We start from the raw sequence: 19,853 nt of genomic DNA, 5'->3' as shown, positions 1-19,853 counted from the left end.
TCGTCGAGCTGTGATTTTCACAGGAGGAAAAGCATAAGGTCTACACCACTTGGGTATCGCTTCGGCATCGCACCCCCGGATGCGGCACACCCCCCGCCGGTAATTTGTATGCCCGCGCAACAATATCGGCCAGTGGACTAGACCTTTCGGGCGTCGACGCGCGAGACTGTTCCCGTGAGACACGTCATCGCCCTCGATGTGGGCGGCACCGGCATGAAGGCCGCCCTCGTCGGCACGGACGGCACCCTGCTCCACGAAGCACGGCGCGCCACCGGACGCGAACGCGGCCCCGAAGCCGTCGTCGAGACGATCCTCGGCTTCGCCGCCGAGCTGCGCGCCCACGGCCTGGAGCGGTACGGCGAGCCCGCCGCGGCCGCCGGCGTCGCCGTCCCCGGCATCGTCGACGCCGAGAACGGCATCGCCGTCTACGCCGCCAACCTCGGCTGGCGCGACGTCCCGATGCGTGCCCTGCTCAGCGAGCGCCTCGACGGCATCCCCGTCGCCCTCGGCCACGACGTCCGCACCGGCGGCCTCGCCGAGGGCCGCATCGGCGCCGGGAACGGCGCCGACCGCTTCCTCTTCGTGCCCCTGGGCACCGGAATCGCCGGCGCCATCGGCATCGGCGGAGCCATCGAGGCGGGCGCCCACGGCTACGCCGGCGAGATCGGCCACATCGTCGTCCGCCCCGGCGGCGCCGAGTGCGGCTGCGGCCAGCGCGGCTGCCTGGAGCGGTACGCCTCCGCCTCCGCCGTCTCCCACGCCTGGGCCACCGCCTCCGGCGACCCGGACGCCGACGCCGCCGACTGCGCCAAGGCCGTCGAGTCCGGGGACGCCCGGGCCGTCCGGGTCTGGCAGGACGCCGTCGACGCCCTCGCGGACGGCCTGGTCACCGCGCTCACCCTGCTGGACCCCCGCACGCTCATCATCGGTGGCGGTCTCGCCGAGGCAGGGGAAACCTTGTTCACACCGCTGAGGGCCGCGGTGGAGGAACGCGTGACGTTCCAGAAGCTGCCCGCCGTCGTCCCGGCGGCCCTCGGGGACACCGCCGGATGCCTGGGCGCGGGCCTCCTCGCCTGGGACCTGCTCTCCCTCGACTCGGAGGTATCCGCCTGATGGCCGTTTCCACAGTTCTCGCCGGAGCCCGCGTGGTGCTGCCCACCGGCATCGTCGAGAACGGACGGGTGATCGTCGACGGCGGTCGCATCGCGGGCGCCGCGCCCGCCGACGCGCCCGCGCTCGACCTCACCGGCCACTGGGTCGTCCCCGGCTTCGTCGACATGCACAACCACGGCGGCGGAGGGGCCTCCTTCACCTCCGGCACCGTCGAGGACATCCTCACCGGCGTCCACACCCACCGCCTGCACGGCACCACCACGGTCGTCGCCTCGTTCGTGACCGGCGAGATGGACTTCCTGAGCCGACGCGCCGGACTGCTCTCCGAACTGGCCGAGCAGGGCGACATCGCAGGCATCCACTTCGAGGGACCGTTCATCTCCCCGTGCCGCAAGGGCGCGCACGACGAGACGCTGCTGCGCGACCCCGACCCCGCCGACGTCCGCAAGCTCGTCGACGCCGCCCGCGGCCAGGCCCGGATGGTCACCCTCGCCACCGAGCTGCCCGGCGGCATCGACTCCGTACGCCTGCTCGCGGAACACGGCGTGATCGCCGCGATCGGCCACACCGACGCGACGTACGAGCAGACCGTCGAGGCCATCGACGCGGGCGCCACCGTCGCCACCCACCTCTACAACGCGATGCCCGCCCTCGGCCACCGCACCCCCGGCCCGATCGCCGCCCTCCTCGAGGACGAGCGCATCACGGTCGAGCTGATCAACGACGGCACCCATCTGCACCCGGCCTCGCTGGAGCTGGCGTTCCATCACGCGGGGCCGCGGCGGGTCGCGTTCATCACCGACGCGATGGACGCGGCGGGCTTCGGCGACGGGCAGTACTCCCTCGGCCCGCTGGCCGTCGAGGTGAAGGACGGCGTCGCACGCCTCGTCGAGGGCGGCTCCATCGCGGGCTCGACCCTCACCCTGGACCGCGCGTTCAAGCGCGCGGCGACCATCGACGGCCTGCCCGTCGAGTCGATCGTGCAGGCCATCTCCGCCAACCCGGCCCGGCTGCTCGGCATCGACGACAAGGTCGGCTCGCTGGAGCCCGGCAAGGACGCCGACCTCGTCGTCCTCGACGAGAACTTCGACATCACCGGCGTGATGCGCAAGGGCACCTGGGTGGTTGTCCCCCAAGTGGCCTGATTTCGCCGAGGGGCGGTTGGTCCGGGGACTGGGCCAACCGCCTTCTGTTTGGCATGATCGGGGCGCGTTCCACGGCCGTTCCGGCAGGTCCGGCCGGTCCACGATCATTCGACGGCGTACGGGGGTTACGGCAGGTGATTCTCACAGTCACCCTCAACACCGCACTGGACCTCACCTATCGCGTGCCCGCCCTCACCCCGCACGCCTCCCACCGCGTCACCCAGGTGATCGAGCGCCCCGGCGGCAAGGGCCTCAACGTCGCCCGCGTGCTCGCCGCCCTCGGTTACGACACCGTCGTCACCGGCTTCGCGGGCGGTGCGACCGGCGAGGTCCTGCACACCCACCTCGCCGAACTGCCGCTGACCGACGCACTCGTGCCGACCGCCGGGCCCACCCGCCGTACCGTCGCCGTCGTCGACACCGCGACCGGCGACACCACCCAGCTCAACGAGCCCGGCCCCAACCTCACCCCCGCCGAGTGGTCCGCGCTCACCGAGCGCTACACCGAACTGCTCATGGGCGCAGAGGCCGTGGCCCTGTGCGGCAGCCTGCCGCCCGGCATCCATGTCGGCGCGTACGCGGAGCTGATCCGGATCGCCCGTGGCGCCGGCGTCCCGGTCCTGCTCGACACCAGCGGCGAACCCCTGCGGCGCGGCATCGCCGCCCGCCCCGACCTCGTCAAGCCCAACGCGGACGAGCTCGCCCAGCTCACCGGCTCACGCGAACCGCACCGCGCCACACGCGACGCCCGCCGCCGCGGCGCGCACACGGTCGTCTCCTCGCTCGGCCCGGAGGGGATGCTCGCCGCCACCCCGGACGGCCTGTGGCTCGCCGCCCCGCCGGCCGCGGTCCGCGGCAACCCGACCGGCGCCGGCGACTCGGCCGTCGCGGGTCTGTTGTCCGGTCTCGTCGACGGACTCCCCTGGCCGGACCGGCTGACCCGCGCGGTCGCGCTGTCGGCGGCCACGGTGCTCTCCCCGGTCGCGGGCGAGTTCGACCGGACGGCGTACGAGGAGCTGCTCACCCGGGTGAAGGTGACGGAGCAGGCCGAGGCGGCGTGACGCCCACGACATGACGAAGGCCCCGCGGAACGAGGTTCCACGGGGCCTTTCGCGAGTCGCCGCACTCAGAGGTTGCTGATCTTCACCCAGTCGAAGATCACGTCGCACTGGTTGCCCGCCGCGCACGACAGCATGATCGTGTTCTGACCCTTCTCGAGCGAGACCTGGGACCAGGTGGTCTGCCAGTTCTTCTCCAGGTTCGGGTCCGAGGAACCGATGAAGTTCTTCAGATTCATCGGGTTCGTATTGGCCTTGCCGTTGACGGTCACGGTGGCGTTGGCGTCCTTGGCCGGGATCGCGTACCGCACTTCCATCTTGTACGTGCCGGCCTCGGGCACCTCGGTCTGCCAGGTCACGGAGGACCCGACCGAGTTGAACCCGGTCACGTACAGCCCGTCCGTGCCCTTGGCGCCCTTGATGTCCTTGGCGAGAACCGCGGCGCCGCCGAGCTTCAGGGTGGCCGCGTCCTGCTGCGGCAGCGCGGCCGGGGTGTCGTCGGCGCTGGGCTGGGTGGAGGGCTCCTCCTGGACCTGCGTGGAGCCGCCGGTCGGCTTGCCGCCCGCGGTGCCGCCGTCCTTGTCCTTCTCACCGTTGTTGCTGATGACGGCGGCGGTGATTCCGATCACCACGACCGCGACGACCGCGATCGCGCCGATCAGCAGCCCCTTGGTGTTGGGTCCGCGGCCGCCACCACCGCGCTGCGGCGGGATCGAGGTCTGCCGGGTCCGCTCGCCACCGGGGTACGTCTCGGGCGCGGCGTACTGCGGGTTCGGCTGGCCGTACTGCTGCTGGCCGCCGTAGGTCTGCTGCTGCGGCACATGCGGCTGGCCACCGCCGTACTGGCGCTCGCCTACCGTTCTGACCTGGTTGTACGAGGTTCTGGGGACACCCGGCTGCGCGGCCGGACCGGGGTAGCCGTAGCCACCGGCCTGCCCGGGCGGCTGGGCGCCTGCCGCCTGGCCGTCCGCGTACAGGTAGCCGAACGGATCGTCGTCCTCGGGCGTGTTCGCGCCGTCGTTACCGGCAGCCATCCCTGGTCACTCCTATCCATGCTCGCCAGCCGTCGCCGACCGGCCGAGCCTACCCCGAACGGACCACCCGCCGATCCGTCCCTTGACCGAGCGGCAGGTGACCCGTGGGTAACGGAGGCGGCGCGGCAGGGGCGGGGCACGGGGGTGAAGCGGGCTATCCGGCGCGGCGGTGGATCTTCGCCCGGGAGCGCTTCTCTATGTACATCCGCTGGTCGGCGGAGTTCAGGACCTCTTCGACGGTCATACCGCACTCGGCCCAGCCGATGCCGAAACTCGCCCCGACCCTGACCGCCCGTCCGTCGACCCGGATCGGCGGAATGATGGCGTTGCGCAGGCGTACGGCGAGGTCGGCGGCGTCGGCCGAGCCGAGGCCGTCGGCGAGGACGACGAATTCGTCACCGCCGAGCCGCGCGACGGTGTCCCCGTCCCGTACGCCGGTGGTGAGGCGCCGGGCGACCTCGATGAGGACGGCGTCGCCGGTGTGGTGCCCGAACCGGTCGTTGATCGACTTGAAGCCGTCGAGGTCGCAGAAGAGGACGGCGAGCCCCTTCGTCCCGTCGTCGACCTCGCCGCCGGCGGGCGCGACGGAGTGGACGTGATGGTCGTACGGTCCGCCGGCGGGGCTCGCGTCGAAACCGAAGCTGTGGTCGTGCCCGTACGGGGCGTCGTAGTCGGTCTCCGGTGCGGCGTGCGGGCGCTCGCAGATCCGGGCGCTGAGCCGGGAGCGCAGTTCGGCGCTGTTGGGCAGGCCGGTGAGGGCGTCGTGCGAGGCACGGTGGGCGAGCTGGAGCTCGTGGCGCTTGCGCTCCTCGATGTCCTCGACGTGGGTGAGGAGGAAGCGGGGGCCGTCGGCGGTGTCGGCGACGACGGAGTTGCGCAGGGAGACCCAGACATAGGTGCCGTCGCGACGGCCGAGGCGTAGCTCGGCGCGGCCGCCCTCGGCGGAGGTGCGGAGCAGGGTCCCGATGTCCTCGGGGTGGACGAGGTCGGCGAAGGAGTAGCGGCGCATCACGGAGGCGGGGCGGCCGAGGAGGCGGCAGAGGGCGTCGTTGGTGCGCAGGAGGCGGCCGTGCTGGTCGCCGCCCATCTCGGCGATGGCCATGCCGGAGGGGGCGTACTCGAAGGCCTGCCGGAACGACTCTTCACTGGCGCGCAGGGCCTGCTGCTCGCGCTCCAGGCGGACGAGGGCGCGCTGCATGTTCGCTCGCAGCCGGGCGTTGCTGATCGCGATCGCCGACTGGGAGGCGTACATCTGCAGGGCTTCCTGGCCCCAGGGTCCGGGGTGGCGGCCGTTGCGGGGCCGGTCGACGGAGATCACCCCGAGCAGTTCGCGTTTGGAACCGGAGGCGTACATGGGGGCGTAGAGGCGGTCGTGCGGGTGCCACTCGTCCTCGAAGCGGGGGGCAGGGCCCTCGGTGTGCCACTGCGGGACGTCGTCCTCGATGAGAACCCAGCCCTCGGTGTGCGGGATGAACCTCAGGTCGCCCCAGGCGACGCCCATGGAGAGGCGGCGTTCCCAGGACTCGCGGGAGCCGACGCGGCCGGTGATGAGCGCCTCGGCGGCGGGGCTGCCGGCGAAGGCGGCGACGACGAGGTCACCGTCGGGGCGTACGAGGTTGACGCAGGCCAGTTCGTAGTTGAGGCCGGCGACGATGCCGTCGGCGACGGTCTGCAGGGTGTCCGCCAGACTGCGGGCTGTATTGAGGTCGGCCACGACCTGATGCAGCTGCCGCAGGGTCGCAAGACGGACGTACGGCTCCGACTCGGTCTCCATCGCTCGCTCTCCCCGAGACCTCGACAGCAACTCCAGGGTTCTCATCGACACTCGTGCTGCATTGTCCTTGCCACTGAATCACAGCGAGCGTTGCACCCGGTACACAGGGTCAACAAATACTGAGCTCTGTGACTCAAGTCACACCAGGTCATGAAGCGTTGCAGGGGGTGCCGGAAAGCGCTCCCGTTCTTTCCTGAACGCAAAGAGAACGGTGCGGTACGGCGGTGGGGGTACGGCCCCGGACCGTGCGGGCGGTGGCCCCGGGCCGGGGGTCCTAGGACCGGCGAGGGGGCGTGGACTGGTCCCCGGGCCCGATGCCGGGGACGTGGGGCGAGGCTAGCGTGCGGAGTGTGCTGACGACGACCCCTGCCCCGCCCCCCGCCTCGGATCTGGCGATCCCTCATGCTGAGGGGGTGAGCAACGACGAGTTCCGGGCGGCGATGTCCCGCCTCGCCGCCGGCGTGGTGCTGGTGACGGCCCATGACCCGGACGACGGTCCGCGCGGGGAGGACGTCGGCATGACGGCGACGGCGTTCATGTCCGTCTCCCTCGACCCGCCGCTCGTGCTCGTCAGTCTCCGCAACGGCTCCCGCATGGACGACCTGCTGGACGAGGTCCCGGTGTGGGCGGTCTCGGTCCTCTCCGAGAGCCAGCGCCACATCGCGGGCCGCTTCGCGATGAAGGGCCGGGTGAGCGACCGGCTCCTCTTCGAGGACGTCCCGTACACCCGCGGCGAGGAGAGCGGTGCCCCGCTGGTGGGCGGCGCCCTGGCGACGCTGGAGTGCCGCACGGAGAACCGCGTGGTGGCCGGTGACCACACCCTGGTCGTGGCGCGCGTCCTGACGGCCGCCTTCCCGTCCTCGGACGGCGCCCCGCTGGCCTACTTCCGCGGCAAGTACCGCCGCCTGGCCTGACGACCGCGCCCCCGCCCGGGGCACCCCGTCAGCCCCAGTCGCGCCCCTGGCGGCCCCGCTTCGTCTCGGAGCGTTGCTTCTTCACCCGCAGCCGGCGTTCGTTGATGCCCCGTGGGATCTTCGTCGCCCGGCGCGGCTTCGGCGGGGGCGCCGTCGCCTCGGCGAGGAGCGCGGCGAGGCGGACCGCCGCCGTCTCCCGGTTGCGCCACTGCGAGCGGTGCTCGGACGCGCGGACCGTCACCACCCCGCCGACCATGCGCGACGCAAGGCGTTCGAGCGCGCGCGCCTTCCAGACCTCCGGCAGCGCCTCCGTCGACGCAAGGTCGAAGCGGAGCTCCACCTGCGAGTCGCTGGTGTTGACGTGCTGCCCACCCGGTCCCGACGACCGCGAGAAACGCCACATGAGCTCGGCCTCGGGAAGCGAGACGGAGCCGCGGATGAAATACGGACCGGACATGTCATCCATGTTCCCCGGAGCGGCTCCCGCACGTCATCCTGTTTTCGCACCGATTCCGCACCGTGGAACCGGCAGGGCGTCGTCCGCGTTATCCCGTGTGACGACATCACGAAGGTCACGAAGAAAGGCACTTCCCATGGCTGTAAGCCTCTCCAAGGGCGGCAACGTCTCCCTGACCAAGGAGGCCCCGGGCCTCACCGCCGTCACCGTGGGCCTCGGCTGGGACGTCCGTACGACCACCGGCACCGACTTCGACCTCGACGCCTCCGCCATCGGCGTCGACGGCGCCGGCAAGGTCGCCTCCGACGCGCACTTCGTCTTCTTCAACAACAAGGCCACCCCGGACCAGACCATCGTCCACACCGGTGACAACCGCACCGGCGAGGGCGGCGGCGACGACGAGCAGATCAACGTCAACCTCGCCGCGCTGCCCCCGAACGTCGACAAGATCGTCTTCCCGGTCTCCATCTACGACGCGGTGAACCGCTCGCAGAACTTCGGCCAGGTCCGCAACGCGTACATCCGCATCATCAACCAGGCCGGCGGCGCCGAGATCGCCCGCTACGACCTCTCCGAGGACGCCGCCGTCGAGACCGCCATGGTCTTCGGCGAGCTGTACCGCAACGGAGCGGAGTGGAAGTTCCGCGCGGTCGGCCAGGGTTACGCCTCCGGTCTGGAGGGCATCGCCCGCGACTTCGGCGTCAACCTCTGACGTACGCCGGCACGGTGGAGCCCCGGCGCGAGGACCGCGCCGGGGCTCCGGCGTTCCGGCCACCCCCGTCGGGCGCCCGATCCGGACTCCTGGTCCAGGCTCCCGACCTCTGACCCGCCCGCTAGTTCGGGCTCTTCGGCTTCCCGTCCCCGTTCAGCCACACGTCCCACACCCGACCGAGGTCCTCCCCCGTCACCTCCTCCGCATACGCGGTGAAGTCGTCGGTGGAGGCGTTCCCGTGACGGTGCTCCGCCGCCCAGCCGGACAGAAGCTCGAAGAAGGCCTCGTCGCCGACCTGCTGCCGGATCTTGTGCAGCACCATCGCGCCGCGCTGGTACACCGGCGGGTCGAAGAGGTTCTCCGCCGACGGCGGATCGGACGGCGGGAAGGCCCAGTTCGCGTCGGCGGCGAAGGCCGCCTCGAAGTTCACCTGCGCCGGGGTGGCCTCGAAGTCCTCCGCGTACAGCCACTCGGCGTACACCGCGAAGCCCTCGTTCAGCCACATGTCCTTCCAGGTGGCGGGCGTGACCGAATTACCGAACCACTGGTGCGCCAGCTCGTGCACCAGGATCTCGACGGTCAGGGAGTCCTGCGGGAAGACCGGCCGGGTCTGGGTCTCGAGCGCATAGCCCGCGTCGCCGTTCCGCTCGACGATCGCGCCGGTGGAGGAGAACGGGTACGGCCCGAAGTTCTCCACCTGCCAGTCGAGGAGTTCGGGGATCCGGGCGAGCAGCGGGGCGCTCTTCACGGCGACCGACGGGTCGGTGGCGGTGAGCACGGGCAGCCCGGAGGGGGTGGCGGACACCTGCGTCCGGAACTTCCCGACGGCCACGGTCGCGAGGTAGCTCGCCATCGGTTCGGCGGAGTGCCAGACGGACGTGGTGCGGCCGTTCGCGGTCCGCTCGGAGGTCCGTACGCCGTTGGAGATCGCCTGCGTCCCCTGCGGAACGGTCAGCGTGATGTCGTACGTCGCCTTGTCGGACGGATGGTGGTTGCCGGGGAACCAGGCCATCGAGCCGACCGGTTCGCCGAGCGCGATCGCCCCGTCCACGGTGGGCAGCCAGCCCTCCTGCGAGCCGTCCGCGCCGGTGATCGTCGCGGGCCGGCCGGAGTACGCGATCGTCGTACGGAAGACCGTGCCCTTGTCGATGTCCTCGCGCGGGCGCAGCGTCAGCTCGTTCCCGGCCCGATTGAAGGAGGCCCGCTCGCCGTCGACGGAGGCGGAGTCGACGGTGAGACCGGCGAGGTCGAGGTTGAAGGCGCTCAGGTCCTGGGTGGCGCGGGCCGTGATCATGGCGGTGCCGTCGAGGCGGCCGCTCTTCGGGTCGTAGGCGAGGTCGAGCGCGTAATGCGTGACGTCGTAGCCGCCGTTGCCGAGCTTGGGGAAGTACGGATCGCGCAGCCCCGCCGCGCCGGGCGTGCCGCGCACCCCGCCGATGTCCACACCACCGCCGCCGTCGTCCCCGCCGCCGGTGCAGCCGACGAGGACGAGCAGCGCGGCCACGGCGGTGGCCAGAGCGGCCCGGCTACGTACGTCCACCATTCGATCTTAGGCAGGGGTACGCGAGCGTGGAGGGCGGGCGTACGGCATCGGTGGCGCCCGACGGGGTCCGGGCGCCACCGACGTGGGTGGCCGGCGAGGTGACCGGCGGACAGGTCCCGTACCCGGGACCCGCTCGCAGGGCCTGCTCGCGGGGCTTAGTTGTTGAGCGCCTCGGCGCCCGCCTTGGCGAACTTCTCGTCGAGGTCGCCGCTCGGCGCGCCGGCGACACCGATGCCGGCGATCGGCGCGCCCTTGGCGGTGACCGGGACGCCGCCGCCGAGGAACAGGGTGCCGGGGATGTCCTTCAGGTTAGGGGCCTGGGCGAGGCGGCCCGCGAGGACGGAGGTGGGGGCGTTCCAGGAGACCGCGGTGAACGCCTTGCGCTCGGCCGACTCGTAGGACTGCGGGCCCGCGCCGTCGCCGCGCAGGGTGACGATGGTGTTGCCGTTGCGGTCGACGACCGCGACGGTGATGCGCTGGTTCTCGTCCTCGGCGGCGTCAAGGGTGGCCTGCGCGGCCTTGGTGGCGGCCTCGATCGTCAGGTGCGTGGTCTGCTGCAGGTTCTTGTTCGACGCGTCGGCCTTGGCGGCGACGGCCGGCGCGGCCGCCGGGGCGGTGGCGTTCGCGGAGACGGCGCCGAAGGTACCGGCGGCGACGACGGCGGCGGTGGCGGCACCGAAGAGGATCTTCTTCTTCATGGAGGGCTCCTTGAGGCAGTGACGGTCTGAGGCCGTGACGGTGATCGAGGCATGTCGTTCGTTCGCTCTGCCATCGATCCTCCGGCCGTTTCCGGGCCCGTACGGTCCACGAACCGGCTGCCCCCGTCGCGCATGATGGACGACGGGGGTGTCAGCCGATCGGTTGATGCCCCCGTGGTCCTCCCGGGCCAGGATGGAAACGTAGACCCAGGTCAGAGCCGTGGCCGGGCCCCTGATGGAGAGGTACGCGATGGAGCAGGACCCGGACGCCCGCTGGCTGGCGCGGGTCATGCACATCGCCTTCTTCCTCCTCCTCGGCGCCTCGCTGGTCCGCTTCCTGCTGCGGCACCCGTGGGAGGACCGCAGCCCCTGGATCGTCGCCCTCTCCGGCGCACTCGCCGCCCTCTACCTCCTCGGCCCCGTCCTCGGCACCCGCGCCACACCCCGCCGGATCGCCTGGCTCTTCACGGTCGTCGCGGTCTGGATGGTCCTGGTGGTCCTCGCGCCGAGCTTCGCCTGGTGCGCGGTGCCGCTCTTCTACACCGGGCTTCGCACCCTCCCGCCGCGCGCCGCCCTCGTCCTGGTCACCCTCCTCACCGTCTTCGTGGTCACCGCGCAGGTCCAGCTCTCCAACGGCGGCTTCGACCCGAACCTGATCGTCGCCCCGCCGGCCGTCGCCGCGATCGCGACCGCCGTCTTCGTCCACGCGCAGCGGCAGGCCGACCGGCAGCGGGCCCTCATCGACGACCTGATCCGCACCCGCCGCGAACTGGCCGCCATCGAGCGCCGCGAGGGCACCCTCGCCGAGCGCCAGCGGCTCTCCATGGAGATCCACGACACCCTGGCCCAGGGCCTGTCCAGCCAGCAGATGCTGCTCCAGGCGGCCGAACGCACCTGGGACGCCGACCCGTCGACCGCCCGCCGCCACGTCCGTACGGCCGAGTCCATCGCCGAACGGAACCTCGCCGAGGCCCGCCGCTTCGTCCACGACCTCGCCCCCGCCGACCTCGCCGAGGGCGGCGGCCTGGAGCAGGCGCTGCGCACGCTCGCGGGGCGCGAGTCCGCCGCGTTCCGCGTCGACGGCGCCCCCGTCCCGCTGCCCGAACGCGTGCAGTCGGCGCTGCTGCGCATCGCGCAGGGCGCCCTCGCCAACGTCCGCGAGCACGCCGCAGCCACCTCCGCCGCCCTGACCCTCACCTACCTCGACGACCAGGTCGTCCTCGACATCGCCGACGACGGCCGCGGCTTCGACACCGGGTCCGGATCCGGGCCCGGCCGCCCCAGCGGCGAGCGCGGCGTCCGCGGCCACGGCCTGCCCGCGATGCGGGTGCGGGCCCAGCAGCTCGGCGGCACACTCACCGTGGAGTCCACCCCCGGCGAGGGCACGGTGCTCTCGGCCGCGATCCCCCTGTCCACGCCCTTGGAGGCCGGCGCATGACCGTACGGATCCTGCTCTGCGACGACCACGCCGTCGTACGCGCCGGGCTGCTCGCCCTGCTCGGCAGCGCCCCCGACATCGAGGTCGTCGGCGAGGCCGGCAGCGGCGAGGAGGCGGTCGCGATGGCCGCCAAGCTACGACCCGACGTCGTCCTCATGGACCTTCAGCTCGGCGCCGGCATCGACGGCGTCGAGGCGACCCGCCGGATCGCGGGGTCCACGTCCGGCGTCCACGTCCTGGTCCTCACCACCTACGACACCGACGCGGACATCACCCGCGCCATCGAGGCCGGCGCCACCGGCTACCTGCTGAAGGCGGAGCGCCCCGAGGAACTGTTCGCCGCGATCCACTCCGCCGCCCAGGGCCGTACGACCCTCTCCCCGCCGGTCGCCAGCCGGGTCATGGACCGGATGCGGGGCGCCGCCGGGCCCACCCTCACCGACCGCGAACGGGACATCCTCGGCCAGCTCGCCCACGGCCTCGGCAATCGCGAGATCGCCCGCGCGCTCTTCATCAGCGAGGCGACGGTGAAGACCCACCTCGGCCGGATCTACGCCAAGCTCGGCGTGGACACACGTGCGGGCGCGGTCGCCGTGGCGAAGGAGCAGCGCCTGCTCCCCTGACGATGCCACTCTGCGTTACCGTGCTATCGCAGAGTGTCAGTTCGTCTCGTCTCGTTATGGGAGCGCATGTGAAGATCGCCTGCGTCGGCGGTGGGCCCGCCGGCCTGTACTTCTCGATCCTGATGAAGCGGCAGGACCCGTCCCACGAGATCACCGTCTACGAGCGGAACGCGGCCGGCTCCACCTACGGCTGGGGCGTGACCTACTGGGCCGGGCTCCTCGACAAGCTGAGGGCCGGCGACCCGGAGTCGGCGCGCGCCATCGACGAGGCCTCCGTCCGCTGGACCGACGGCGTCGCCATCGTCCGCGACGAGCGGACCGTCCACCGCGGCGACAAGGGCTTCGGCATCGGCCGGCGCCGGATGCTCGCCCTCCTCGCCGAACGGGCCGAAGCGCTCGGCGTACGCGTCGAGTTCGAGCACGGCATCACCGGCCCCGACGCCCCCGAACTCGCGGACGCCGACCTGGTCGTCGCGGCCGACGGGGTCAACAGCGTGCTGCGCGAGGCCCACACCGCCGACTTCGGCGCCGAGGTCGCCACCGGCCGCAACCACTACATCTGGCTCGGCACCACCAAGGTCTTCGACTCCTTCAGCTTCGCCTTCAAGGAGACCGAGCACGGCTGGATCTGGTGCTACGCGTACGGCTTCAGCGGCGAGCAGTCCACGTGCGTCGTCGAGTGCTCCCCGGAGACCTGGACGGGGCTCGGGCTCGGCACCATGAGCGAGGCCGACAGCCTGAACGTGCTGGAGAAGCTCTTCCACGACCTCCTGGACGGCCATCCGCTGATCGGCCGCGCGCAGGACGACGGCGCCGCGCAGTGGCTGAACTTCCGCACCCTGACCACCCGCGCCTGGCACCGCGGCAACCTCGTCCTCCTCGGCGACGCCGCCCACACCACGCACTACTCGATCGGCGCCGGCACCACCCTGGCCCTTGAGGACGCCCTCGCCCTCGCGGACGCCCTGCGCGGGGGTGCCGGGGACGACCTCGACTCCGCCCTGACCCGCTACGGCCGGCGGCGGCGCGCGGAGCTCCTCTCGGCCCAGAGCGCGGCCCGCTACAGCGCCCAGTGGTACGAGAACCTCCCCCGCTACATGAGCCTGGAGCCGCGCCAGATGTTCGCGCTCCTGGGCCAGCGCCACTCGCCCCTGCTCCCCCACATCCCGCCACAGCTCTACTACCGGATCGACCGGGTGGCGGAGCAGCTGGAACCCCTACGCCGCCTCAAGCGCTGGCTGGGCCCCCGCATGGCCCGCGCACTGCACGCCCGGGCGCGCGGCTGAGGGGAGCCGGGGGCGCGGGGAGGCTCCCGGCACAGCGGGCTCCGGGGGCTCCCGGCACACGAGCGCGGCGGGCTCCCGGGGCACGGGGGCGAAAGGCACCCGGCGTACGGAGGCGGCGGACTTCCGGCGTACGGAGGCGGCGGGCTTCCGGCGTACGGAGGCGGCGGGCTTCCGACGTACGGCCTCGGGAGTACCGGGCGGCGGGCGCCCAGCGCCGGGGGCGGAAGGCTCTCGGCGTACGGCTCGGAGAGGCTCCCGGCGTACGGGCCCGGGAGGCTCCCGGCGTACGGAGGCGCGGGCTCCCGGCATGCGGCCCGGGAGGCTCTCGGCGTACGAAGGCGCGGGCTCCCGGCGCCCGGGCGCGGGGGGCTCCGGCCGGAGCGCTTCCGTGCGTAGGGAGACCGGGCGGGCCGGCGCGTGCGCCCCGGGTCCCGTGCGCGTGGGAGCATCGTCTCCGTGCTCGACATCGGCTACTCCCTCTCCCGTCGCTTCCCCGACCCCCCGCAGACCGACTACCGCCGCGCGGACGTTCACGCCCTGCGCCACGACCTGTTCTGCGGGGACGTGTACCTCGCCGATCCCAAGGCCGACCGCGAGGTGTCCACAGCCTGGGGATGGGTGCCGGTGCTCGACTTCGCCTGGGCGCTGTGCGACATCGTCGAGCAGCTCGACCGCGACCCGCGCGGCAGCCGGTCCTCGCAGCGCCAGTACGCGGAGCTCGACTTCACCGAGTCCTCGGACCGGATGCTCTTCGAGCGCCGCTTCGGCTGGGTGGACGTGGAGGCCGACTGGATGCCGGGCGACGAGCCCCCGCTCACCTTCAACCACCGTGAACTGCGCCGCGAGGCCCGCGACTTCCTGCACGACCTGATCGCCGACCTCACGGACATGCACGAGGGCCTCGGCGACAACCCGGCGATCTGGGACCTCCAGGCCCGCTTCCCCCGCCTCCCGTAACCGAGCCCCCGCCCGGCCCCTCAGTCCTCCACTCGCACCCCCAGCTGCGCGGCGAACACCGGCGCCAGATCCAGCAGCTGCCCCGTACTGATCACCGCACCCGCCAGGGCGTCCACCCCGCGCGCGATCTCCAGACGCTCCACCGTCCGCAGATCGACGTCCTTCATCCGCGCCCCGCTGAAGTCCGCCCCCTTCAGCACACAGTCCCGGAACTCGACCCTCTCGAGCACCGCACCCCCGAAGTCGGGCTCGCTCAGCACACACCCCTCGAAGACGACGTCCTTCAGCTTCGCCGTCCGCAGATTCAGATAGTCGATCTTCCCTCCCCGCACCAGGACCCGCTCGAACACCGCCCCGTGCAGCTGCGTCCCACCGAGCCGCGCGTCCACGATCTCCACGTCCCGCAGCGACGCCCCCGCCAGGTCCGTGCCCACACCCCGGATCCCGCTCAGCACGGAGTCCAGGACCCGCGCCGAGGCCAGCCGTGTCTCGTCCACCGCGCAGTCCCGCAGCGCACAGTCCAGGAACCGCGCCCCTCCCCCGTCCTGCCCCGCCAGATCGAGCCCCGAGAACTCCAGGCCGTCGTAGTCCCCGTCCGGATCGAGCCCCCCTTCGTACGCCTCCAGCGGCGGCAACCGCACCTCCGGCCGACGCACGACCGCCACCTTCTTCTTCGCTGTCGCCATGCACCCATGGTGACGTGCGCCACTGACAACGCCCCCGATGTCACAGACCGGGCCCCCTCCGCCGTCCCCTGTGCAAGACCCGTACGAGGGAGCACGAGATGCAGCGGAACAGGAAGCACATCACCGTCATCGGCGGCGGATTCGCCGGACTCACCGCGGCGATCACCGCCGCCGAGGCCGGGGCCAAGGTCACCCTCCACGAGGCCCACCACACCCTCGGCGGCCGCGCCCGCACCGCCGAAGGCCCGTACAGAACCAACGAAGGCCCCCACGCCCTCTACAACGGCGGCCCCCACTGGACCTGGCTCACCCAGCGCGGCCTCCTCGGCCCGCTCGCACCCGTGCCGCTGCGCGAAGCCGCCCGCTTCCGCTTCCACCGCGCCGGGGCCCTGCGCCGCACCCCGCCGCTCGGCTTCCTCCGCCACTCGCTCCGTACGGCCGAAGAGGCCCCCTTCGACACCGACTTCCTCACCTGGGCCACCCGCGTCGCCGGACCCGAGGCCGCCCGTCAGGCCGCCGCGTACAGCGCGGTCGCCCTCTTCCACCACGACCCCGGCACGCTCTCCGCCCGCTTCGTGCAGGAACGCCTCCACCGGGCCGCCGCCCTGCCGCCCGAGGCGCGCTTCATCCGCGGCGGCTGGGGACAGCTGACCGACCGCATGGCAGCCCACGCATGGAACCTGGGCGTACGGATCGAGACCTCCTCCCGGCTCGACGAACTGCCGCTCGCCGACGGCCCGGTCGTCGTCGCCACCTCACTCGCCGCGGCCTCCCGGCTCCTCGGCGACCCCGGGCTGACCTGGGAGAGCGGCCGCACCGTCCTGTTCGACCTGGCACTGCGCACCCGGGCGGGCGACCCGTACATCGTCTCCGACCTCGACGCCCCCGGCTGGATCGAGCGCTTCACCGCACAGGACCCCTCCCTCGCCCCCGCCGGCGAGCAGCTGATCCAGGCCCAGCTCCCCATCGGCCCCGGCCGCTCCAAGACCGACGGCATCGCCCACGCCGAGCGCCTGCTCGACCTCGGCTTCCCCCGCTGGCGCGAGCGCACGGTCTGGCGCCGCGAGGCCGTCTGCGCAGGCCGTACGGGAGCCCTCGACCGCCCCGGCACCACCTGGCGCGACCGGCCCGCGATCGACCGCGGCGACGGCGTCTACCTCGCGGGAGACCAGGTCGCGGCGCCCGGAGTGCTGGCCGAGGTGTCGTTCACGAGCGCCGTCGAGGCGGTGTCCCTTGCGCTGCGCACGAAGAGGCTTGACCTCAAGCGCGCTTGAGGTCAGAGGCTGTCGTACGTCAACGGGAGAACACCACCAGGGGAGCCCACCATGCACGCCATCCGCCTCCACGCCTTCGGCCCGGCCGAGAACCTCACCTACGAGGAGACCCCGGACCCCGTCCCCGGACCCGGCCAGGTCCGGATCGCGGTCACCGCGGCAGGCGTCCACCTCCTCGACACCGCCCTGCGCCTCGGGCAGACCGGCCCCTTCCCCGCCCCCGCCGAACTCCCCACGATCCCCGGCCGCGAGGTCGCCGGCACCGTGGACGCGCTCGGCGAGGGCACCGACCCGACCTGGCTCGGCAAGCGCGTCGTCGCCCACCTGGGCATGGCCCCCGGCGGCTACGCCGAACTCGCCGTCGTCGACGCCGCCAGGCTCCACGCCCTGCCCGACACCCTCGGCGACGCCGAAGCCGTCGCCATGATCGGCACCGGCCGCACGACGCTGGGCATCCTCCAGTTCACCGAGCTCGGCCCGGACTCGATCGCCATCGTCCCCGCAGCCGCCGGCGGCATCGGCACCCTCCTCGTCCAGTACGCGAAGAACGCCGGCGCCACCGTCATCGGCCTCGCCGGCGGCCCCGAGAAGGTGGCCCTCGTACGGGAGAACGGCGCGGACCTGGCGGTCGACTACAAGCAGCCGGACTGGCCGCAGCAGGTCCGCGCCTTCCTCGGCTCCCGTACCGCCACGATCGTCTTCGACTCCGTGGGCGGCGACACCGGCCGCGCGGCCGTCGACCTCCTCGGCAAGGGCGGCGAGCACCTCGTCTTCGGCTGGTCCGGCCAGGGCGTCCACGACGGCGAGCCGCTCACCTTCACGGACGAGGAACTCGCCGCCCGAGGCATCACCTCCGAGAGCGTCCTCGGCCCGGTCATGCTCCAGAAGGCCGGCGGCGACGTCCGCAACCTCGAACTCGCCTCGCTCGCCGCGGCCACCGAAGGCACCCTCCGCCCGGCCGTCCACCGCTTCCCCCTCGCCGAAGCGGCAGCCGCCCACCACGCCCTGGAGACCCGGGGCACGACGGGCAAGGTGGTCCTGATTCCGTAGGCCTGCGAACGGCGAGGCGGGCCAGGCGGGCGGCGAGGTGCGCCTGACCCCGTGGACCCACGCGGTGGACCCACGCATGGGGAACGGCGGCGACGGAGACCTACGAGTCGAGAACCGCGGCGACACCCTCGATCTCGACGAGCTGATCGTGGTAACCGAGCACCGTGACCCCCATCAGCGTGCTGGGCACGTCGTGGTCACCGAAGGCGTCCCGCACGACCTCCCAGGCGGTCACCAGATCCTCCTGCCGCGAGGACGCCACAAGGACCCGCGTACTGATGACGTCGTCCAACGACGCCCCGGCGGCGGCGAGGGCCACCCGCATGTTCTCGACGGCCTTCGCCGCCTGCCCCGCGTAGTCGCCGACCGCCGCCGTCGACCCGTCCTCGTTCAACGGACAGGCCCCGGCGAGAAACACGAGCCGGGCCTCGGCGGGCGCGGTCGCCGCGTACGCGTACTCGGCGACATCGGACAGGACACTGGAGCGGATCAAGGTAATGGCACGGCCCACGGTCGTCACGTTCCCCTCTGACCTTCCGACCTTCTGGTCGTCACGGAAAGCGACCATCCTGCCAGCGCCCCCGAGGCCCTCGCCTCCCCTTATTCACCGCCGCTGCTCACTGCGGCCGTTCACCCCCGCCGTTCACCGCCGCCGTTCACCGCCGCCGTTCACCCCCGCGCACCCAGCTCCGCCAGCGCCTCGTCCGTCAGCCGGTACACCGTCCACTCGTCCTGCGGCCTCGCCCCCAGCGACTCGTAGAAGTCGATCGACGGGGTGTTCCAGTTCAGGACCGACCACTCCAGGCGCTCGTACCCCCGCTCCACACAGATCCGCGCCAACTCCCGCAGCAGCGCCTTCCCGTGCCCGCCGCCCCGGCTCGTCGGCCGCACGTACAGGTCCTCCAGGTAGATCCCGTGCACCCCGCGCCACGTCGAGAAGTTCAGGAACCACAGCGCGAAGCCCACCACCTCGCCCTCGTCCGTCTCCGCGATGTGAGCGAACGCCGCCGGGCGTTCCCCGAACAACGCCTCGCGCAGCTGCTCCTCCGTCGCGCGGGCCTCCTCCAGCGCCTTCTCGTACGCGGCGAGCTCACGGACCATCGCGTGGATCACAGGGACATCGGCAGGTGTGGCGGTACGAATCATGCGCCCAGCCTGCACCGGATCAGCCCGCGCGGGCCAGCAGCGTCCGAGCGATGAGCACCTGCTCCTCGTCCAGCGAGGGCTCCCCGTCCTCCACGTCCCACAACCCGTTCTGCAGCACCCGCCCGAACGTCCACGCCGCCGCCCGGCCCCGGTCGAGACCCAGCACCTCCGTCAGCAGATCGAAACGCCACAGCGTCTCCGCCGGATCCGGATCGAACGCGCTCGTCAACGCCGGCAGCAGATCGAACCCCGGATCCCCCGCCAACGGCTTCGGATCGATCGCCAGCCACGGCTCCCGCTCCCCCGCCAGGATGTTGTCGACGTGCAGATCCCAGTGGAGCAGCCGATCCCCCGGCTCCCCCGCCACCTCCCGCACCGCCGCCGCACAGTCCCGCAGCAGCCGCGCGTCCGACTCCCCAAGCTGCCCCGCCGCCTCCGGTACGGCCTCCAGCATCGCTGCCGCGATGTCCCCCAGCCCCCGCAGCCCCTCCGGCGCCGGGGCCGCCACGAGCTGCGCCAGCAGATCCGCCAGGATCCGCGTCGCCTCCCGCGTGTCCTCCAGCGCCGACAGATGCCGGCCCTCGTCCAGTCGCTCAAGCAACAGCGTCCCCGTCGCGGGATCATCCGCCAGCAGACGTACGGATCCCCTGCCGTCCCACACTCGCAGCCCGACCGCCTCGCCCGCACTCTCCTCGTCCAGGAGCTGCATCTTCAGCGCCGCGCGCACACCGTCCGCGCCCCGCGTCACGGGCAGCACGAGCGACGCCATCCCGTACATCGAAGGCCCGGTCACCCGCAGCCCCCACCGGTCCAGAAACTCCTCCGCCCGCGCAGGCAGAGCCGCGACGAACGCCTGCCCCGCCGCGCCGTTGAACTTCGTCTGCGACGCCACCAACTCCGCCGGAATCTCGATCACATGGCGACGCTATACACCCACCACCCGCC

General features: G+C 72.4%; 20 protein-coding genes. 11 read left to right on the top strand and 9 right to left on the bottom strand.

All coding sequences use genetic code 11. The annotated features are described in order from the left end of the window. Positions 1–174 precede the first annotated feature (174 nt). The 3 genes from ACZ561_RS32245 to ACZ561_RS32235 all read left to right on the top strand — a co-directional run bounded on the left by ACZ561_RS32245 (position 175) and on the right by ACZ561_RS32235 (position 3,319). Positions 175–1,113, top strand: a complete 939-nt coding sequence (locus ACZ561_RS32245) for an ROK family protein (protein WP_471001789.1) — start codon at positions 175–177, stop codon at positions 1,111–1,113. Beyond that, on the top strand, positions 1,113–2,258 hold the full coding sequence (nagA, locus tag ACZ561_RS32240) for an N-acetylglucosamine-6-phosphate deacetylase (RefSeq protein WP_471001786.1): 1,146 nt from the start codon (positions 1,113–1,115) through the stop codon (positions 2,256–2,258). Before ACZ561_RS32245 ends, nagA begins: the two co-directional genes overlap by 1 nt. Positions 2,259–2,392: 134 nt before the next feature. Then, entirely contained in the window at positions 2,393–3,319 is a 927-nt protein-coding gene (locus ACZ561_RS32235) for a 1-phosphofructokinase family hexose kinase (RefSeq protein ID WP_471001783.1), read from the top strand. 65 nt (positions 3,320–3,384) lie between these two features. On the opposite strand, the gene ACZ561_RS32230 is transcribed toward ACZ561_RS32235, so the two are convergent. Further along, on the bottom strand, positions 3,385–4,350 hold the full coding sequence (locus ACZ561_RS32230) for a CBM35 domain-containing protein (protein WP_471001780.1): 966 nt from the start codon (positions 4,348–4,350) through the stop codon (positions 3,385–3,387). 154 nt (positions 4,351–4,504) lie between these two features. Continuing rightward, the gene (gene cdgB / locus ACZ561_RS32225; protein WP_471001777.1) at positions 4,505–6,124 is read right to left on the bottom strand and encodes a diguanylate cyclase CdgB; all 1,620 of its coding nucleotides are present in this window, start codon (positions 6,122–6,124) and stop codon (positions 4,505–4,507) included. 314 nt (positions 6,125–6,438) lie between these two features. Between cdgB and ACZ561_RS32220 the strand changes: the two genes are divergently transcribed. Beyond that, the gene (locus ACZ561_RS32220) at positions 6,439–7,038 is read left to right on the top strand and encodes a flavin reductase family protein (protein WP_471002082.1); all 600 of its coding nucleotides are present in this window, start codon (positions 6,439–6,441) and stop codon (positions 7,036–7,038) included. Positions 7,039–7,066: 28 nt separating this feature from the next. Here ACZ561_RS32220 and arfB read toward each other — a convergent pair whose 3' ends face one another. Beyond that, the gene (arfB, locus tag ACZ561_RS32215) at positions 7,067–7,504 is read right to left on the bottom strand and encodes an alternative ribosome rescue aminoacyl-tRNA hydrolase ArfB (RefSeq protein ID WP_329117857.1); all 438 of its coding nucleotides are present in this window, start codon (positions 7,502–7,504) and stop codon (positions 7,067–7,069) included. A 127-nt stretch (positions 7,505–7,631) separates the two neighbouring features. Between arfB and ACZ561_RS32210 the strand changes: the two genes are divergently transcribed. After that, positions 7,632–8,207 (top strand): TerD family protein, encoded by a 576-nt coding sequence (locus ACZ561_RS32210; RefSeq protein WP_361960491.1) that lies wholly within the window; start codon positions 7,632–7,634, stop codon positions 8,205–8,207. 121 nt (positions 8,208–8,328) lie between these two features. Here ACZ561_RS32210 and ACZ561_RS32205 read toward each other — a convergent pair whose 3' ends face one another. Together ACZ561_RS32205 and ACZ561_RS32200 are read right to left on the bottom strand one after the other, a co-directional pair. Continuing rightward, positions 8,329–9,750: a M1 family metallopeptidase gene (locus ACZ561_RS32205; protein WP_471001774.1), complete on the bottom strand. Its 1,422-nt coding sequence runs from the start codon at positions 9,748–9,750 to the stop codon at positions 8,329–8,331. Between the two features lie 155 nt (positions 9,751–9,905). Beyond that, the gene (locus ACZ561_RS32200; protein WP_471001771.1) at positions 9,906–10,448 is read right to left on the bottom strand and encodes a GlcG/HbpS family heme-binding protein; all 543 of its coding nucleotides are present in this window, start codon (positions 10,446–10,448) and stop codon (positions 9,906–9,908) included. A 235-nt stretch (positions 10,449–10,683) separates the two neighbouring features. Between ACZ561_RS32200 and ACZ561_RS32195 the strand changes: the two genes are divergently transcribed. The 4 genes from ACZ561_RS32195 to ACZ561_RS32180 all read left to right on the top strand — a co-directional run bounded on the left by ACZ561_RS32195 (position 10,684) and on the right by ACZ561_RS32180 (position 14,752). Continuing rightward, complete coding sequence (locus tag ACZ561_RS32195) at positions 10,684–11,886, top strand: sensor histidine kinase (RefSeq protein WP_471002079.1); 1,203 nt, start codon at positions 10,684–10,686, stop codon at positions 11,884–11,886. Next, positions 11,883–12,509, top strand: coding sequence for a response regulator transcription factor (locus ACZ561_RS32190; RefSeq protein WP_329117865.1), 627 nt, complete (start codon positions 11,883–11,885; stop codon positions 12,507–12,509). The genes ACZ561_RS32195 and ACZ561_RS32190 overlap by 4 nt, the downstream gene beginning before the upstream one ends. A gap of 56 nt (positions 12,510–12,565) precedes the next feature. Next, positions 12,566–13,795: an FAD-dependent monooxygenase gene (locus tag ACZ561_RS32185; protein WP_471001766.1), complete on the top strand. Its 1,230-nt coding sequence runs from the start codon at positions 12,566–12,568 to the stop codon at positions 13,793–13,795. A gap of 456 nt (positions 13,796–14,251) precedes the next feature. Then, the gene (locus tag ACZ561_RS32180; RefSeq protein ID WP_376433270.1) at positions 14,252–14,752 is read left to right on the top strand and encodes a hypothetical protein; all 501 of its coding nucleotides are present in this window, start codon (positions 14,252–14,254) and stop codon (positions 14,750–14,752) included. Positions 14,753–14,772: 20 nt separating this feature from the next. Here ACZ561_RS32180 and ACZ561_RS32175 read toward each other — a convergent pair whose 3' ends face one another. Further along, positions 14,773–15,438 carry a pentapeptide repeat-containing protein gene (locus ACZ561_RS32175; RefSeq protein ID WP_471001763.1) on the bottom strand — a complete coding sequence of 222 codons (666 nt, stop codon included), beginning with the start codon at positions 15,436–15,438 and terminating at the stop codon, positions 14,773–14,775. 98 nt (positions 15,439–15,536) lie between these two features. On the opposite strand from ACZ561_RS32175, the gene ACZ561_RS32170 reads away from it, so the two are divergent. Both ACZ561_RS32170 and ACZ561_RS32165 read left to right on the top strand, forming a co-directional pair. Then, on the top strand, positions 15,537–16,712 hold the full coding sequence (locus ACZ561_RS32170; protein WP_471001760.1) for an FAD-dependent oxidoreductase: 1,176 nt from the start codon (positions 15,537–15,539) through the stop codon (positions 16,710–16,712). Between the two features lie 51 nt (positions 16,713–16,763). Then, positions 16,764–17,762, top strand: coding sequence for a zinc-binding dehydrogenase (locus tag ACZ561_RS32165; RefSeq protein WP_471001757.1), 999 nt, complete (start codon positions 16,764–16,766; stop codon positions 17,760–17,762). A 100-nt stretch (positions 17,763–17,862) separates the two neighbouring features. Here ACZ561_RS32165 and ACZ561_RS32160 read toward each other — a convergent pair whose 3' ends face one another. The 3 genes from ACZ561_RS32160 to ACZ561_RS32150 form a co-directional block, all read right to left on the bottom strand. Then, the gene (locus ACZ561_RS32160; protein ID WP_471001753.1) at positions 17,863–18,273 is read right to left on the bottom strand and encodes a RidA family protein; all 411 of its coding nucleotides are present in this window, start codon (positions 18,271–18,273) and stop codon (positions 17,863–17,865) included. Between the two features lie 158 nt (positions 18,274–18,431). After that, on the bottom strand, positions 18,432–18,908 hold the full coding sequence (locus ACZ561_RS32155; RefSeq protein ID WP_471001750.1) for a GNAT family N-acetyltransferase: 477 nt from the start codon (positions 18,906–18,908) through the stop codon (positions 18,432–18,434). Between the two features lie 19 nt (positions 18,909–18,927). Continuing rightward, entirely contained in the window at positions 18,928–19,824 is an 897-nt protein-coding gene (locus tag ACZ561_RS32150) for an aminoglycoside phosphotransferase family protein (RefSeq protein ID WP_471001747.1), read from the bottom strand. Between the last annotated feature and the right edge of the window lie 29 nt (positions 19,825–19,853).

This window comes from Streptomyces sp. NPDC039609 (assembly GCF_055596705.1).
This window is presented reverse-complemented; position numbering and strand designations above follow the sequence as displayed.

Excerpts from the sequence above, each read along its gene's own strand:
- nagA (WP_471001786.1), top strand. The coding sequence starts at position 1,113 with ATGGCCGTTTCCACAGTTCTCGCCGGAGCCCGCGTGGTGCTGCCCACC.
- ACZ561_RS32230 (WP_471001780.1), bottom strand. The coding sequence starts at position 4,350 with ATGGCTGCCGGTAACGACGGCGCGAACACGCCCGAGGACGACGATCCG.
- cdgB (WP_471001777.1), bottom strand. The coding sequence starts at position 6,124 with ATGGAGACCGAGTCGGAGCCGTACGTCCGTCTTGCGACCCTGCGGCAG.
- ACZ561_RS32220 (WP_471002082.1), top strand. The coding sequence starts at position 6,439 with ATGCCGGGGACGTGGGGCGAGGCTAGCGTGCGGAGTGTGCTGACGACG.
- arfB (WP_329117857.1), bottom strand. The coding sequence starts at position 7,504 with ATGGATGACATGTCCGGTCCGTATTTCATCCGCGGCTCCGTCTCGCTT.
- ACZ561_RS32210 (WP_361960491.1), top strand. The coding sequence starts at position 7,632 with ATGGCTGTAAGCCTCTCCAAGGGCGGCAACGTCTCCCTGACCAAGGAG.
- ACZ561_RS32205 (WP_471001774.1), bottom strand. The coding sequence starts at position 9,750 with ATGGTGGACGTACGTAGCCGGGCCGCTCTGGCCACCGCCGTGGCCGCG.
- ACZ561_RS32200 (WP_471001771.1), bottom strand. The coding sequence starts at position 10,448 with ATGAAGAAGAAGATCCTCTTCGGTGCCGCCACCGCCGCCGTCGTCGCC.
- ACZ561_RS32195 (WP_471002079.1), top strand. The coding sequence starts at position 10,684 with ATGGAGAGGTACGCGATGGAGCAGGACCCGGACGCCCGCTGGCTGGCG.
- ACZ561_RS32190 (WP_329117865.1), top strand. The coding sequence starts at position 11,883 with ATGACCGTACGGATCCTGCTCTGCGACGACCACGCCGTCGTACGCGCC.
- ACZ561_RS32185 (WP_471001766.1), top strand. The coding sequence starts at position 12,566 with ATGGGAGCGCATGTGAAGATCGCCTGCGTCGGCGGTGGGCCCGCCGGC.
- ACZ561_RS32175 (WP_471001763.1), bottom strand. The coding sequence starts at position 15,438 with ATGGCGACAGCGAAGAAGAAGGTGGCGGTCGTGCGTCGGCCGGAGGTG.
- ACZ561_RS32170 (WP_471001760.1), top strand. The coding sequence starts at position 15,537 with ATGCAGCGGAACAGGAAGCACATCACCGTCATCGGCGGCGGATTCGCC.
- ACZ561_RS32165 (WP_471001757.1), top strand. The coding sequence starts at position 16,764 with ATGCACGCCATCCGCCTCCACGCCTTCGGCCCGGCCGAGAACCTCACC.
- ACZ561_RS32155 (WP_471001750.1), bottom strand. The coding sequence starts at position 18,908 with ATGATTCGTACCGCCACACCTGCCGATGTCCCTGTGATCCACGCGATG.